This window comes from Bartonella sp. AP4SXKL, from assembly GCF_042195845.1.
GTDB lineage: Bacteria > Pseudomonadota > Alphaproteobacteria > Rhizobiales > Rhizobiaceae > Bartonella.
This window is the reverse complement of the sequence record NZ_JBHIPA010000010.1, coordinates 1-14,504: the sequence shown is the minus strand read 5'-3', so window position 1 is coordinate 14,504 and position 14,504 is coordinate 1. Positions and strand designations below refer to the sequence as shown.

At 33.2% G+C, this 14,504-nt stretch carries 13 protein-coding genes, 1 tRNA gene and 4 pseudogenes; 12 read left to right on the top strand and 6 right to left on the bottom strand.

The genetic code is table 11. The annotated features are described in order from the left end of the window. The first annotated feature begins 253 nt into the window (after window positions 1–253). On the top strand, window positions 254–526 hold the full coding sequence (locus ACFIMI_RS06340) for a hypothetical protein (protein ID WP_375638585.1): 273 nt from the start codon (window positions 254–256) through the stop codon (window positions 524–526). 1,800 nt (window positions 527–2,326) lie between these two features. Here the strand turns inward: ACFIMI_RS06340 and ACFIMI_RS06335 are convergent. Both ACFIMI_RS06335 and ACFIMI_RS06330 read right to left on the bottom strand, forming a co-directional pair. Then, window positions 2,327–2,554 carry a hypothetical protein gene (locus tag ACFIMI_RS06335; protein WP_375618608.1) on the bottom strand — a complete coding sequence of 76 codons (228 nt, stop codon included), beginning with the start codon at window positions 2,552–2,554 and terminating at the stop codon, window positions 2,327–2,329. Further along, complete coding sequence (locus ACFIMI_RS06330) at window positions 2,551–3,213, bottom strand: lysozyme (protein WP_375612387.1); 663 nt, start codon at window positions 3,211–3,213, stop codon at window positions 2,551–2,553. Before ACFIMI_RS06330 ends, ACFIMI_RS06335 begins: the two co-directional genes overlap by 4 nt. Before the next feature lie 1,025 nt (window positions 3,214–4,238). Here ACFIMI_RS06330 and ACFIMI_RS06325 point away from each other — a divergent pair. Further along, a pseudogene (locus ACFIMI_RS06325) lies at window positions 4,239–4,439 on the top strand (helix-turn-helix transcriptional regulator). A gap of 87 nt (window positions 4,440–4,526) precedes the next feature. Here ACFIMI_RS06325 and ACFIMI_RS06320 read toward each other — a convergent pair. Then, window positions 4,527–4,602, bottom strand: a tRNA-Thr gene (locus ACFIMI_RS06320). A gap of 454 nt (window positions 4,603–5,056) precedes the next feature. Between ACFIMI_RS06320 and ACFIMI_RS06315 the strand changes: the two genes are divergently transcribed. After that, window positions 5,057–5,233: a SlyX family protein gene (locus ACFIMI_RS06315; protein ID WP_375612388.1), complete on the top strand. Its 177-nt coding sequence runs from the start codon at window positions 5,057–5,059 to the stop codon at window positions 5,231–5,233. A gap of 529 nt (window positions 5,234–5,762) precedes the next feature. Here ACFIMI_RS06315 and ACFIMI_RS06310 read toward each other — a convergent pair. Continuing rightward, the gene (locus ACFIMI_RS06310) at window positions 5,763–6,101 is read right to left on the bottom strand and encodes a hypothetical protein (RefSeq protein WP_375613811.1); all 339 of its coding nucleotides are present in this window, start codon (window positions 6,099–6,101) and stop codon (window positions 5,763–5,765) included. 164 nt (window positions 6,102–6,265) lie between these two features. Between ACFIMI_RS06310 and ACFIMI_RS06305 the strand changes: the two genes are divergently transcribed. From ACFIMI_RS06305 to ACFIMI_RS06285, 5 genes are all read left to right on the top strand, one after another. Beyond that, complete coding sequence (locus ACFIMI_RS06305; protein ID WP_375613813.1) at window positions 6,266–7,693, top strand: amino acid permease; 1,428 nt, start codon at window positions 6,266–6,268, stop codon at window positions 7,691–7,693. Window positions 7,694–7,733: 40 nt separating this feature from the next. After that, on the top strand, window positions 7,734–8,414 hold the full coding sequence (locus ACFIMI_RS06300) for an energy-coupling factor ABC transporter ATP-binding protein (RefSeq protein WP_375613810.1): 681 nt from the start codon (window positions 7,734–7,736) through the stop codon (window positions 8,412–8,414). Next, window positions 8,411–9,067, top strand: coding sequence for an energy-coupling factor transporter transmembrane component T family protein (locus ACFIMI_RS06295; protein ID WP_375613809.1), 657 nt, complete (start codon window positions 8,411–8,413; stop codon window positions 9,065–9,067). The genes ACFIMI_RS06300 and ACFIMI_RS06295 overlap by 4 nt, the downstream gene beginning before the upstream one ends. Then, window positions 9,064–9,621 carry a biotin transporter BioY gene (locus tag ACFIMI_RS06290; protein WP_375613808.1) on the top strand — a complete coding sequence of 186 codons (558 nt, stop codon included), beginning with the start codon at window positions 9,064–9,066 and terminating at the stop codon, window positions 9,619–9,621. Before ACFIMI_RS06295 ends, ACFIMI_RS06290 begins: the two co-directional genes overlap by 4 nt. A gap of 257 nt (window positions 9,622–9,878) precedes the next feature. After that, entirely contained in the window at window positions 9,879–10,445 is a 567-nt protein-coding gene (locus ACFIMI_RS06285; RefSeq protein WP_375613807.1) for a biotin transporter BioY, read from the top strand. Window positions 10,446–10,466: 21 nt separating this feature from the next. Here the strand turns inward: ACFIMI_RS06285 and ACFIMI_RS06280 are convergent. Further along, window positions 10,467–10,643, bottom strand: a pseudogene (locus ACFIMI_RS06280) (single-stranded DNA-binding protein); the annotation flags it as partial. A gap of 492 nt (window positions 10,644–11,135) precedes the next feature. Between ACFIMI_RS06280 and ACFIMI_RS06275 the strand changes: the two are divergent. The 3 genes from ACFIMI_RS06275 (at window position 11,136) to ACFIMI_RS06265 (ending at window position 12,547) form a co-directional block, all read left to right on the top strand. Continuing rightward, window positions 11,136–11,444, top strand: a complete 309-nt coding sequence (locus tag ACFIMI_RS06275; protein ID WP_375613812.1) for a BrnA antitoxin family protein — start codon at window positions 11,136–11,138, stop codon at window positions 11,442–11,444. A gap of 245 nt (window positions 11,445–11,689) precedes the next feature. Further along, complete coding sequence (locus tag ACFIMI_RS06270; protein WP_375629703.1) at window positions 11,690–11,971, top strand: hypothetical protein; 282 nt, start codon at window positions 11,690–11,692, stop codon at window positions 11,969–11,971. Window positions 11,972–11,995: 24 nt separating this feature from the next. Continuing rightward, window positions 11,996–12,547, top strand: a complete 552-nt coding sequence (locus ACFIMI_RS06265) for a hypothetical protein (protein WP_375613805.1) — start codon at window positions 11,996–11,998, stop codon at window positions 12,545–12,547. On the opposite strand, the pseudogene ACFIMI_RS06260 reads toward ACFIMI_RS06265, so the two are convergent. Then, window positions 12,531–13,069 (bottom strand): annotated as a pseudogene (locus tag ACFIMI_RS06260) (hypothetical protein). The gene ACFIMI_RS06265 and the pseudogene ACFIMI_RS06260 sit on opposite strands and share 17 nt — an antisense overlap. Window positions 13,070–14,080: 1,011 nt before the next feature. Between ACFIMI_RS06260 and ACFIMI_RS06255 the strand changes: the two are divergent. Continuing rightward, window positions 14,081–14,504 (top strand): annotated as a pseudogene (locus tag ACFIMI_RS06255) (DUF637 domain-containing protein); the annotation flags it as partial.

Below are 14,504 nucleotides of genomic sequence, written 5' to 3'. Positions count from 1 at the left end.
ACTTAACATTGCAGTTACTTTTTATCATTTGAAGCTGTGAAAAGAAGGCTAAGATAGATGAAAGAATGTAAAAAATGATGGATACATTTTAAGATAAAAAATTATAATTTTGTTAATTCTACACCAGTTGCTGCCGATATTGGTGGCAAAAGAAATTTGATCAAAAAATATCAAAATTATTTGAGAACATTCCTCATAGCATGTAGCATTAAACCTTTTTGTTGGTATGGGTGAGATTTTCTTTGAGCAGAAATTGATTCTATCTCCTGAAATCAGCAATAATCTCTCAGGTTATGTCGTAAACTTTTTAGGGATGTTACAACGCCACTATCGTCCTTTTATGAAAATGTTAGCATTTCAGATGAGCAGTTGTGAGGAATTTCAACGTTTAATACAGCAAGATCCAGAAACTCTCACGGATTTAGAACGGGCTTCAAGATTTTTATATTTACAGCGATTAAGTTTTAGAGGGAATGTAAATCGTACGATGAGAGTAGAAAACCATCGTAGCGCGCGGGGGGCTTAAGCCCTTCCAATTTGAATGCGTGCTAAAACTTATTTCCACTGTTTAGCAGGTGTTAGCATTGAACATTTAGACTGGTCTGATTTTATTGTGCGTTATGATCGCCTAAAAATCTTGTTTTATCTTTCACCACTTTAATTGTGGTTTTGAAGGTTATTAAAGAAAGGATTTTTATAAGCGGGAGGATTATCAGCCGATGTCTAAGCTGCTTGCATAATAAGAGGGAGTTTTTTGTCTTTAAACAATATGCTAGAAATTCAAAAAACTTTAGTTAACTTTATACACCATCTTATACAGACTGCTCTGCAAATAACACAATTGCTGGTAAGGAATGGGGCATCACCAATTTTGATTTCTAAAAAAGAAACAATACGTATTAAATAGTCTTTAACTTTACAGACTTTTTGAGAATCCTTTCAGAATCTTTTGAAAAAAGTGAACTGATAGAAGATATTTCTATCAAAATATAGCAACTTTTCTAACAAGTTAGGAATAAATCTAAAAATATACATTAAATATAAAAACAGTACGATATGTAGGCAATCTGGGCTTTAGAAACAAGAATCAGAGCGTATAAAGATGCATAGAGGTGAGATTGAGACATATCATTTTTATGATTCAATAAAAAATAAAAATTAAAGAAAAAATTTTATATCAAAAATTTAAGGTGGTTTAAAAGGTGGACAGGCAATGCATGGAAGGATGAGCGAGAAGGTGAATTAGGGGAGAGCGATTTATAGATTATCAGTATCTTTCTAAAAGTATCTTCTCAAGATAAATATTGTGATGAAATAAGATTGTAGTTGAATGTTCGAAAAGATAATACGCACTCTTAATTTTTCCGTTATACACATCACAATAAAAGCCGTGAAAGGCACGGTCTTATTACAAACTTTCTCTAAAAGCAGTACATGAGTTTGCAAGATATTACCGTAATATTTTAAAAGAAGGATTTTATTTCAGAAAAAAATTATCTTAAAATAGTAAAGCAATATTTTTCAAGAAATTGCTAGGCGACTTTTGAAAGTAAAAAAGCTAAGTTAAAAAATAAAAGCAAAAATGGTTGTTGGTTTTCTCGACTGGAGTTGCATGTCATTTCCCACATAGGGAATTTACCTATAGAAAAATTAAAAGCCAAGATCATTCACAATGTTTTCCCGCCACTTTAGCATGAAAAAGCAGATACAGTGCGAAAGTATTTGCCTTATCGTCAACACCATTATTATAATTAGGAAGTTGAAGCAACGTCATTTACAAATCACATAAAAGCCTTACCATTATTCATTATATAGCTCCGTAGATTTCTTTTCTTCAAGCATGCCAGCCCCTAGATGTTATTTTTGTTGAAAACAGAGCCTTTGTGTATGATCAGTTCTTTGAACGACGATAGTAGTGCAATCCATAAAATCTTTTCTCATCTTCTTTTGATAGGATAACAAAGATGCCCTTAGAATACATCAATAGACTCAATCATTTTACACAAACATAATCTGTTGAATCCTTTAGTTTCAATTCAGACACCTCAGTCACTCTAATTAAATCTAATTGACCACCAGAGTGTTTTAATCCTTTAAGTGCTTTTACTTTTAATCTGAATGTATCCACCTCTTTCAAATCTTTTCATTGATTGATGTTTCAGAGGAATTATATTTTTATCACTTTATTTTCCGTTTATCTCTCCAACCACATAAACGTTCACCTTGTTCGTTATGTTTTAAAATATCTCTCGCCAAATTTGGACTAATGACATTGATATCTTGTCGATTCAAATAAATTGGCAGCCATCCAATACAAGAAGTTCGTTCATTCGTCGCGCAACCAGCTAGAAAGCTTAGTGCGCACATCAGCATCACTTTTCTTATTAATTTCATTTTCTACCTCAAGCCGTGTTGTCGCTATCTTGAAATCTTCTTTTGTTTGCTTTTGCTTCTCAACTTTTTTCCCAAGAAAAAAGGCTTTGACTAAAGCTATAAGAAAAGCTGCTATGAGCGCTGACGTCATTGTCAGATATTTTTTTATCCATAAAATCATAGACGGTGTTCCTGAAAACGTTTAGCAATGTATATCATAGCCGTACAAGCGGCTAAAACCATAATGCCTGCTAGAACCCATTGAACAGGACCATTTCCTGCAAAAAGACCTCCAAGCCCTGAAAAAGAACCTATGATTGGTGCAAGAGCTTCTACTTTGCAAATACCTGTTACGCCTTCTGGTTCTACTACATGATAATTGGGGGCAACATGAGCTCCTTTTGCCCACAATCCTGCTTCGGTTGCTCGGCGATTGACAAGACCTTGGATACGTTTTCCTCCCACTCTTGTCCATTTTTGCAATTCGGTTGGTATCGCTTCATATTCACCTTTATTAAGCTTTTTTAAAAGTGTAGAACTACGAAATGCTGTGATTCCTACATTATAGCAAAATGATACTAATGCCGCGAATTGTTCATCGTTTAAAGGAACGGTAACGGCTTTTTCAACAACAGCTTCATACTCCCTCAAGTCCTGACAAAGGATTTTTTCAGCTTCTTTTTCCGTAATTTGCATATCTTTGTGAACGCTTGGGGCACCAGCAGCACTTGTATGTCCATAACCAATTGTCCAGACACCACCAGAATCTTCATAAGCTGATAAACGCAAGCCTTCCAATTGCTTAATCAATACAAGCCCTTCTTTTGATATTTTTCGCATTATTTTTACCTATAAAAAACTACACAAAGCAGGATATGAATTAAAAACTTACATCTACTCATTTTTAAGAACAGAACAGCGAAAGGGCATAATAAATTCAAAACATCCATAGTGGATTATTTTAAGATCCATATCATTTTTTTGAATAAAGGTTATGCTAAATACTATTCATTTTGCAGCAATTGATCTCCATCTAAAGACAATAACTTTATAATAATTCCATTTATAATCAGATAGATTTCACTCATAAATTCTTACAGTTGATCCAGAATGATTTAGAAGAACTTTACTTGAAAAAACTTCAATAATTCCGATGACAAAAAGCATTTTTAACAAAAAATAAGAGACATAATAATTAATGAAATAATTAGGTGTTAATTTTTAAGTAATTTCAAAAGTCATAAATTGCACCACAGAATTTTTTTATAAAAACAAAAAAACATTATAATTTAATATTATATATCTAAAAATTATCTTAGAATCAATAAGACATATACATAACGTGTTATACATATTTAATAAAAAAATCTATAGTTAATTTAATTATTCTTTGTTTTTTTCCTAATTGCTTAATTTCATTAAAAAATACCTTTATGAAGGATTTTAAATAAACTGTTATATAAAAACATAATGGATGTTTCTCCTCTCTTACAGTCTGTTTCCAACTGAAACAATATATTAGTGGAGCATATTCAATATATAGACCAATGATATTTGATAGTTTTTTAAAGAATATTGTACTGTAATAAATTTGAACAAGTAGTTCGGTTTCATATATTTTCTTTTTCATATGAAGCATTTGGTGGGGCGTTTGGGTCCAATGGTATCATCTTTGTCTGGTGTTGTATTGGCTACGTTTCCAGCAGCCTCTTAAACAAATCAATCAAGCTATTGAAATCTTTTTAGAGGCAATAGCACAAGAGACACAAAAGATTTTGACAAAAAGCTGCTTGACAATATAGGAAGCTCTCTCCTCCTAGCATCCCAGTCCATTCACATAACATAAAAAATAAAAAGGCAATGAGATGATATTTGATGATGGCAATAGATATGTAATAATACGTGAGTGTGCACAGCTTTTTAGTATATCCACAACAACGATTCGCAATTGGATGCTTCAGAGGGGGCCGGAGCCATATAAGCTAGGGTGAGCAGTGAGGTGGAGAAAGAAAGAGGTTTTAGCATTTACTCCAGAGAAAAATACGGAGCAAATAACAACAGATTAGATAAAATTGCATAAACCCTAGAAGGTGGTCTTCAAACAGATAATTAATTAAAAAAAATATATATTTCAATATGTTTAAGAAATAAAATGGTGCCGCATGCCGGATTCGAACCAGCGACCCCATCATTACGAATGATGTGCTCTACCAACTGAGCTAATGCGGCATAGGTTTGTAAGTCAATGAGACAAAACTAATTTGAGGGTAATAGCTAAAAGTACGTATAAAAGCAAGAATGCATTTTTTCAATAATTTATACATATGATAATAATTTGAAGGAGAAGTATGTAAAAGTCAGAGGAAAGTATTCTTTGACCTTAATGCTATAAAATGCTTTTCAATTTACGATAGCACTTAAATTAAGAAGCTGGGAATGTAGATCTTTAGGATGAAAAATGGTGTCAAGATAACTTAGTAAAGATAAAAACATTTTCTGATTCTTAAGAAAGAAATTTGTTGCATAGAGTGATTGGGAAAATAAAGATCATCATAAACCTTTTATAATGTGCAAATAGATGAGTAGAATTAGTTGAGAAGTTACTTCTCATTTTTATGGGAAGAAAAAGGGAGGAGGATTAATAAAATTAATCACGTTTTTTATTTTAGAGGGAGTAAAAATCATGTCGGATGAAGATCGGCTGATAGAATTAGAAATGAAGCTAGCTTACCAAGAAAAATTCATTGAGGAACTTTCTCGAGAGGTAACTAATCAATGGAAAAGTTTGGATGAGATATCTAAAAAAGTTGATATTTTAGCGAGACGATTTTCAGATTTAAAAGAACTAGAGTGTTACTGAAGCTGTTATCTTACCATTTTCTCAATAGGGAGAAGGTGCGAAATATTTTTTATCACAATTGCAATTATTTACAGATGAGTCTTTATTTCACGCATTTTGTTAGACTTGTAGAATAATTTTTATAAGCTTCTTCATTAATTTTAATAAGTTCCAATCTTATAAGGAGAGCTGATATTAGAAGACGTTTTTTTATGTGGGGTTTCTAGTACGAAAATTAAGAAAAGTTTTTGTAGAGTATTAAAGAAGCAGCTATAGAAAAATATATGAACTGCAGTATTTTAAGTTTTTTCTGTACAGAGTTTTCTTATAGATGGGAGGTAGATTTATTCGCTAATTTTTTTTAAATTGATACAAATAAAGTGATGTTATCGTTATCTATAGAAATCATAAGTGAGCGCCTATATTTATAATGAAGCGTTTTAATTTTTTCTGATGATCAAGTGATCTTCAGTTGTTTTAATAGAGTGAGGGGTTTTAAGCGACATCGATTATGTTATAGTACAGAGAGCTCTAGAAGTTTTTTTAAAGATCAAATGTACTCTTCGTTATATGCATATGATATTTTGTGAAAAGGCTTTTGTTTTTCGTAATTTAAGATACAAAATACTATTGCTAAAGCACCAAAGATAGACCATGCGGGTAAATAAGTGAGAGTAATGCAAATTGAGGACAGAAAATCAGGCATTACCTTGCATAGAGATTGATTAAGGTGATAGATATCTGTTTGCAGAAGGCTTGTTAAAATTTTATTAAAGGGGGTTGTTGTCCAATGTGATGTGATTACAGAGTGTGCGTTATCAATGACCAATGCTATAATGGTTAGTGTAACGAAAATGAAGGACATTAATTTAAATAAAGGGTGGAGCATATTTTTTCTTAAAACTTCAACGGGACATACGTATAATGCACAAAAAAATAAGGAGTTGCATTATGATAAGAAAATAAGTTTACGTTTGTTTTGTGTTTTTTGAAAGAGGTGCCTAATTTTTCAATAAAAGTTGAGGTTAAGTTCAACAAAAGTAGTGAGGCATGATGTCTGAAAAAAAGCACGAGGAATTGAAGCGTAGCCTTCAAAATCGCCATATTCAAATGATTGCTTTGGGTGGGGTTATTGGGACAGGACTTTTTTATGGGTCAACCGAGGCAATTCAATTAGCTGGTCCCTCAGTTATTTTATCTTATCTTGTCGGCGGGCTTATTATGTATTTCATTATGCGAATGCTTGGTGAAATGTCAGTAGAAGAACCGTCTTCAGGAGCATTTAGTTTTTTTGCTTATAAATATTGGGGGAGATTAGCTGGTTTCATAACAGGTTGGAATTATTGGTTTCTTTATATTCTTGTGAGTATGGCTGAACTTACAGTGATAGGGTTTTACCTTGATCATTGGATTTTGATTGATCATTGGAAGACATCTTTCATTGTTCTTTTATTTGTTACATTTGTTAATTTGTTTAATGTTCGTTTTTATGGAGAATTTGAATTTGTTTGCGCTTTGATCAAAGTGGCTGCTGTTATTGGTATGATTATTTTTGGAATTTTTCTCATTGTCACTGGACTAGGGGAAAATCAAGCGAATATTCATTATCTTTGGGACCATGGTGGTTTTTTCCCTTATGGAGCAGTAGGGGTTGTTTTAGCAACTTCTGTAGTAATGTTTTCTTTTGGAGGAACGGAGCTTATTGGTATTGCTGCTGGAGAGGCATCTAATCCACAAAAAACAATTCCAGCGGCTATTCGTCAAGTTATGTGGAGGATTATAATTTTTTATATTGGATCTATCAGCATTATTATGATAATCAGCCCTTGGAATATGATTGGAAAAAATGGTAGTCCTTTTGTCACAATTTTCGAGACTATAGGAATTCCTGCTGCTGGTCATATTTTGAATTTTGTGGTGATTATGGCTGCTATTTCTGTTTACAATAGTGGCATTTATTCTAATGGCCGTATGCTTTATAGTTTAGCTGTACAAAAAAATGCACCACATATTTTTAGTAAACTGAGTGCTACTCGTGTTCCTTATATTGCTATCCTTTTTTCTTCATTATGTACGGCGTTGATTGTCGTTGTTAATGCTCTTGTTCCTGATAATAGTTTCATGCGGATCATGGCTCTTGCAACTGCAGCAGCAGTGATTACTTGGGCTATTATTGTTATTGTTCATTTGAAATTTCGCAATGCCCATAAGAACAGAAAGGGCGATTTTATTTATGCGTTTGGTTTATATCCTTACGCTAACTATCTTTGCCTCTGCTTTCTTGTTTTATTATTTTGCATTATGTTTGTCAGTGGTTTTGGGAAAAATGGATTGATGACTCGACTTTTTGATATGATAGGAATAAGCTTGCCTTTTCTTGAAGCATATATTCCTGTACAGATGCCTGATATGAGTTTGGCAGTCATTATTATTCCTCTATGGTGCTTGTTATTACTTTTAGGTTATAAACTGAAGCGATAGAGAAAGAAGAGCTAATAAAAGGGATTGATTGGAATAAACCTTGGGGATTATAAAATTTGATAAGGTAACACAAGTTTTTGGTGATTTGTGTGTTTTAAGAAATATTACTGTACAGCTTACCGAAAGACGAGTTGCTATTATAGGTGCGAATGGTTCTGGAAAAAGTACATTTGTTCGCCTTATTAATGGGCTCCAATTACCATCTCATGGTTTTGTAAGCGTTGATGGGCTTGATACAAAACGCGATGCAAAAGCAGTAAAACGTAAAGTTGGATTTGTTTTTCAGAATCCCGATAATCAGATTGTTTTACCATTAGTTGAAGAGGATTTATCCTTTGGTCTCAAAAATTTAAAGCTTAATAAAGATGAAATTAAGGAGCGTGTAGATGAAATTTTACAGCGCTATGAACTTCAAGATTTCAGAAATCACGCTGTCCATTTATTAAGTGGTGGGCAAAAACAACTTGTTGCTATTTCTAGTGTAGTTGCAATGAAACCAGACTACATTATTTTTGATGAGCCGACGACATTACTTGATTTGCGAAATAAGCATCGCGTTACGCAAGTGATAGAAGAATTACCGCAAACGGCAATAGTTGTATCGCATGATTTAGAGTTTTTGAAAAAGTTTGATAGAGTGCTGGTTTTTGATAAGGGGGAGATAGCAATTGATGATGTACCTTTTGTTGCTATAAAGGAGTATATAAGAAGAATGTCATGATCGGTTTATATATTCCGAGGGATACATTTATTCATAGGTTAAGTCCTGGAGTTAAGTTATTATTTCTTACGGCCTGTGGAACTTTTATAATAATGGTTTCTTCCATAGCGCTTCTTGGTTTATTTTTATTGTTGGTCATCTTATTCTATAGAGTCGCCAAAATCCCTTTCAAAACTGTGATAAAGCAATTTAAATCGATGGGATTGCTTTTAGTTCTTCTATTTGTATTTCAAACTATTTTTAGCGGTTGGCTTACGGGGGTTGAGGTCATATTACGTCTTGTTATCCTCTTTTCTTTATCATCAGTTATTTCATTCACAACAAAAGTGTCAGATATGGTGGATGCAATTGAAGCAGGCCTCCAGCCCTTTCGTTGTTTTGGTATAAATCCATCAAAAGTGAGTATGGTTATCTCTATGGCGATCAGGTTTATTCCTCTTTTGGGTGAAAAGTTTAATGAGGTACATGAAGCACAGCAAGCACGAGGACTTAATACTAACATTGTTGCTCTTGCGATACCTTTAATTATACGAACCATAAGAATGGCTTCAGAAGTGGCTGAAGCATTGGACGCGCGTTCTTATGATGCTGATACTATTGATATAGCATCTCATAATAATAAAAGTTTTTATAGTAAAAGAAGAATCAAATGAATACAAAAGATTTAGTTTATATTGCTTTATTCGCCGCTATTTATGCTATTTTGGGCCTTTTTCCTTCTATTTATCTTCCTTTTCTTCTAGGGGTACCTATTACAGCTCAATCGATGGGACCGATGCTAGCAGGGTCTATACTTGGGGCAAAAAGGGGTGCTTTAGCGTCACTCCTTTTTCTTGTTCTTGTTGCGATTGGATTACCTCTGTTGTCTGGTGGTCGTGGTGGAATCAGTGTCTTTTCAGGGATTGCAAGTGGTTATTTAATAGGTTTTCCATTTGCCGCATTTTTTATTGGTTTAATGGTAGAGTTGTTTTGGCAGCGGTTAAATTTTATAACATTATTTATGATAAATACTTTTGGTGGCATTGGGATAGTTTATTCTTTTGGGGTTCCATGGACAGCGTATATGACCAAAGTTTCTTTACTGAAGGTTTTAATGGCTTCATCAGTTTTTTTGATAGGCGATTGTTTAAAAGCGTTGATTGCATCCTTTATTGCACTCGCGATTAAAAGATCTGTTCCTCTCATGCATTCAAAGCATAATAACTAAAATAAATGTATTATTTTGTTATGCTGTTGTTATATAATATTCGTATATCACTATTATTGAATTTAACTATAGTAATTTATGATATAATTAAACATTGTAGAATCTAATATGATTCATATAAGTAATATTATTAAAATAAATTATTATAATATTTTTCTCTATATCTAAGGCATTTAAAGTGTACTTTTATAAATCTGATACTTTTTATTAATTGTACAACAATAACGAAAGCTTTTCCCTAGTGAAGGAATAATTCAGTGAATACAAAGGATTTGGTTTATATTGCTTTATTTGCCTCTATTTACGCTGTTTTGAGTCTTTTTCCTCCTCTTTATCTTCCTTTTTTGCTGGGTGTCCCTATTACAGCTCAGTCTATGGCTCCGATGTTAGCAGGCTCTATACTTGGAGCAAAAAGGGGAGCGTTAGCATCACTTCTTTTCCTTGTTCTTATTGCGATTGGGTTACCTCTATTGCCTAGTGGTCGTGGTGGAATTAGTGTTTTTTCAGGAGTTACAAGTGGTTATCTGATTAGTTTTCCATTTGCTGCATTTTTTATTGGCTTTATGGTAGAATTATTTTGGCAGCGGTTAAATTTTATAATATTATTTGTGATAAATACTGTGGGTGGCATTGGGATAGTCTATTCTTTTGGAATACCATGGGTAGCGTATATGACACAGGTTCCTTTGCTGACAGTTTTAATAAGTTCATTAGGTTTTTTGGTTAGTGGTTTCTTGAAAGTGCTGATTGCATCCTTTGTAGCGTTGACCATAAAAAAAACCGTTCCTCTCATTCATTCGGAAAAAGGGGCAATTTTGTACTGAAGAACAAGTTTTGCCAAATGTATGTAGATTAAAAAGCATCACGGAATACCATTCTGTTTTGTCTACTTTTTATTGGTATTTTTATCTGTATAGCTCTCAAAGGTAGCCATACGAAAGTTGAATATTTCGGCACCAAAATTCATTTTTGCTTTCAGGAGCAGCTCCCAAATAGCCAATTAATATCATTTTATTCAACATGCTTGTAAGTTTTATTCGATTTGCATATTATATGCATAAAGCCTTAGAATAATTTATTATTTTTTTAATATTTTTAGTTAATTAATCACTAATTTTTAAATTATTATTATATTAATTGTACAAAAACATGGATAATTAAGTGTTCATCTAAAACTCTTGATGTATATAATACCCTTATAAATGTGTTAATATAAGTAAATGTATTAATATAAGGTATAAAAATGAGATTTGAATGGAATGAAGCTAAAACAAAAAGTAATCTTAGAAAGCACCGTGTAAAGTTTTGAAATAGCTGCAAGTGTTTTTGCAGCCCCATTCACTATGGTTAAACAAGACCGTATTGAAAACGAGAGTATGGTGAGCAAGCTTTATGGCTCATGGATGGTTTTTTATTAATATTCGTAGCGCATACTGTCCATGACGATAAAGATGGCATAGAGGTAATCCGTATTATTTCAGCACGACGAGCCAACTCGAAAGAAAAGAAACGTTATAAAGAAGAAAGTTCGTTATAAAATTGATGTAGGTAACTTATCACCTTTGACAGATAAACAGAGAGTTGAAGTTGATAAACTGGCTGCAATGCCGGACAGTGCAATTGATCATAGTGATATTCCGTCACTCAATGATGTGTTCTGGAAAAATGCCGTTCGCAATCCATTCTATAAACCACCCAAAACTGTCACAACAGTGCGTGTGGATTCAGACGTGCTAGCGCGTGACTTTAAAAGTCAAGGGAAAGGATATCAAAAGCGGATTAACGCCATTTTACGTGATGCCATGCTTCGTTCAATGCACTGATTTCTCCTCCACTTAAAAGCCGAGAAGGGGGGGCCCATATTCTAAAAATCTAAGCAGCTTTCACTGCAGAGTTCTCTAAAACTCGTATTGCTTTTGCAATTAAAATTTTATAGCCTTAATTTTCAGCCAAACGATTCTAAATGACGCAGTATATTTGGGATACACTACCCTCCCGTAGTCACTAAGATAACTTAGGCAACACCTGCCGTCTGATAAGACATAGACATTGTAATTATGTTAACTTTATGAATACCATTAACTTCCTTTCTTATAAATATAAAATAGATCCAGCCTCAGAATTAGTTAATATCAATGATGCTGATAAATTTTTAGAGGAAGGGAGATACGATTTTAACTGTGATAATCAATGTGCTACCTTAATAATCGAAAAGTTTTCTGTGAACTCGAAGATCTGCTATTGGATTTATGTTTTAACGGGAGAAAATAGTCCTTATAATCCTGAAGTGATTGATTCTGAAAACGACTTTCAGAATATTCCTAACCCACGTTCTAAAAATCAGATTTAACAAAATAAGCAATATTTTGGAATTTTGATTCCTATAGAGTTAACTCTTTTTTCTTCAAATAAAGAGTTAAACAAATTCTTGCAGCTACACTACAAAAAATCTTTTCCCCCGAAAACGATTGATATCTCACCTGATATTGTTGGTAAGGAAGAGTTCGAAAAAAAATTGCTTTTAATTAAAGAAATAAAACTGAAATATACACAACCAAAACAATTAGATTTTTTTGCAATGCAATCAGAAGACAACTTGCTAAAGATGGCTAAACTTTTGTTGGGTGAATTTCCCACGGATGATTATTCTGAAATGGAACTTGACTTGGGTATCAAATTTAAAGAAAAAAATAATTTAAAGAATTATTTTTTGAATCTTTTTAAAAAATATAAATTAAATCCAGCATTTAAAAACATAAGTTTTGTTGGAAAGACACATAATAATTTTGATATAATCTTTAATACTGAAACTTTTCAACATAAATTTGCTATTAAAACAAGTAAAAATGATAATGTTATGTATAATGAAGGAAATATAAAAGAAAAATTAAAGCATGAAATTGTAAATTTTACTGTATCTCTTTAATAGAGCACTGTAGCGTGTAAATAGATATATTTATTAAACTGCGTGTACGCAACATAAGGAAGAATACACAGACTAAAAAAAGTACCAAATTATAATATTTGAATATCCAAGAGCAATATCTAAGTACCAAAGTACGGTATCCAATGAAAAAGAAAACTTGTGCTCCACGTACTTAGAAATGACAGGCAAAGAAACAGTTTCTTTATAACTACTTGGGAAAATTAAAACGACAAGCGCTAAAATTATTAACTTTAGGAGACTGTGCATATACTGATGTAACTCACATGTTAATCTCTTCCAACCTGTTGTATTGCCGCATTTATATTGTGGGTTGTTTTGCAACTCAGAAGGGATATTAGAATTGCATAAAATTGCAAAAACAGTTGTTACGATCACCAAAGAAATAGACGCGAATGTCAAAATACCCTGAATAAAGTCAAGATTTTTTCTTATTCCTAAAAAACATACAAATATAAAAATTATAACGCCAAACAAGGCTTTTCTCTTCTTATCTGTAAACATATTTATTTCCTGTGAAAAAATTATGATCTCAATTTCTTAAATTATTTTCTGATATAAAAACACAAACTACCTTTTAGTCTTTTTAGCATTTGCTTTTCTTTTAATAGCAATGTCTTCTATTGCATCCAGTTGCTTTTAATATTTTAGTTAACCTCGTCTATGATTTATCTATAGTTGATGATAGCTTTAAACACAGAGCTCCATAATCCCAAACTCTTGCTTGCATTTTGATACCCAAATCCACCTTTCAACAAAGCCCATCGCACTGGCAATCCTTTCATAAAGATTAAAGAAAAGCTCTGTTATTTCAAAAGTACACGAAAGGGAATCATAATTGCCGCAACATTTTTTGCGCTGATGCTGGCTACTCATGTTTTAAAAAACAAATATTTTGAAATTCGCGTATCCTAAAATCCTTAATTTGTATTAATGGATTTATTTACTTTATAAATTTGATACTATAGAGCTATTTTAGCTTCTAGAAATATATTGTACATTAAAAAAACTTTTTAATCACTCTTTAAATGCATATCCAATCCAAAAATGATCAGCACTTTTCACTATTTTGCTATTTTTTAGAAATCTATTTTAAACTCTCCTCATTATTTCATGAGGAGTTTTGGCGCGTGAAAGAAGATCTTTTTCAGTCTCTTCACAATACTTAGAAAAATCTGTTGCTCTTGGAATGATTTTTTTTAGACATGCTTTCTACGTTGCTCTGCAAAATGCGTTTTAAGAACTCTTTCAAAATCAATAAGGAAATACCTTTGAGTTCAGTTTGATAAGCTTGAGAAGAGGTATTATAGTCCATATATTTTTGCATGTGGAAGCTACCACAAGAGAACAAGCGAAAAGTATTAGAGATATCATCATTTGAAGCTTTTACAGCAATAAACCTGTGAAGCCATATGCAAGTCTCAAGTGCGTTTTCTTCATTCGGTTTTTGTTTTTAATTTTCCATACGACACACGGCTATTTCAGGCTATTACTTTGGGTTGATTAAGATTTGTAAGGAAAGTTGATTGGCAAGCAGTTAAGGCTGAATTTAAAGACTGGGATTATAAAGCCCAAGGGCTGACAGAAGCCGGTGCGGCTATCCGTGGCATTGGCTGTCACGGCGGTTACAGGCGGAGCAGCCTCGGGCGCTGCTAGTGCCATTACCGGTGCTTTGGGGCTTGGCTCGAGCACCGCCATGAATGCAGGGATACAGGCAGGTGTCCAAGCGCTGATTAACAAAAGCGCTGTGGCTTTTGTCAATAATCGCGGCAATATTGCCGGCGCCTTGCATGAGTTAGGTTCTTCCAAGAATGTTCTCAGCATTGTCTCATCGATGTTGACAGCGGGCTTAACCAGCCAAATAACGGAAATGGCAGGTGTTGGACAATCTTTGCCAAAAACCGCTCCTTTTGTCGATCGTATCGCCAGTGAAGCGGAA

What these genes read in the sequence shown, in the direction of transcription:
- ACFIMI_RS06335 (WP_375618608.1), bottom strand. Translation starts at nt 2,554, where the DNA reads ATGATTTTATGGATAAAAAAATATCTGACAATGACGTCAGCGCTCATA.
- ACFIMI_RS06330 (WP_375612387.1), bottom strand. Translation starts at nt 3,213, where the DNA reads ATGCGAAAAATATCAAAAGAAGGGCTTGTATTGATTAAGCAATTGGAA.
- ACFIMI_RS06315 (WP_375612388.1), top strand. Translation starts at nt 5,057, where the DNA reads ATGTCGGATGAAGATCGGCTGATAGAATTAGAAATGAAGCTAGCTTAC.
- ACFIMI_RS06310 (WP_375613811.1), bottom strand. Translation starts at nt 6,101, where the DNA reads ATGCTCCACCCTTTATTTAAATTAATGTCCTTCATTTTCGTTACACTA.
- ACFIMI_RS06305 (WP_375613813.1), top strand. Translation starts at nt 6,266, where the DNA reads ATGTCTGAAAAAAAGCACGAGGAATTGAAGCGTAGCCTTCAAAATCGC.
- ACFIMI_RS06295 (WP_375613809.1), top strand. Translation starts at nt 8,411, where the DNA reads ATGATCGGTTTATATATTCCGAGGGATACATTTATTCATAGGTTAAGT.
- ACFIMI_RS06290 (WP_375613808.1), top strand. Translation starts at nt 9,064, where the DNA reads ATGAATACAAAAGATTTAGTTTATATTGCTTTATTCGCCGCTATTTAT.
- ACFIMI_RS06270 (WP_375629703.1), top strand. Translation starts at nt 11,690, where the DNA reads ATGAATACCATTAACTTCCTTTCTTATAAATATAAAATAGATCCAGCC.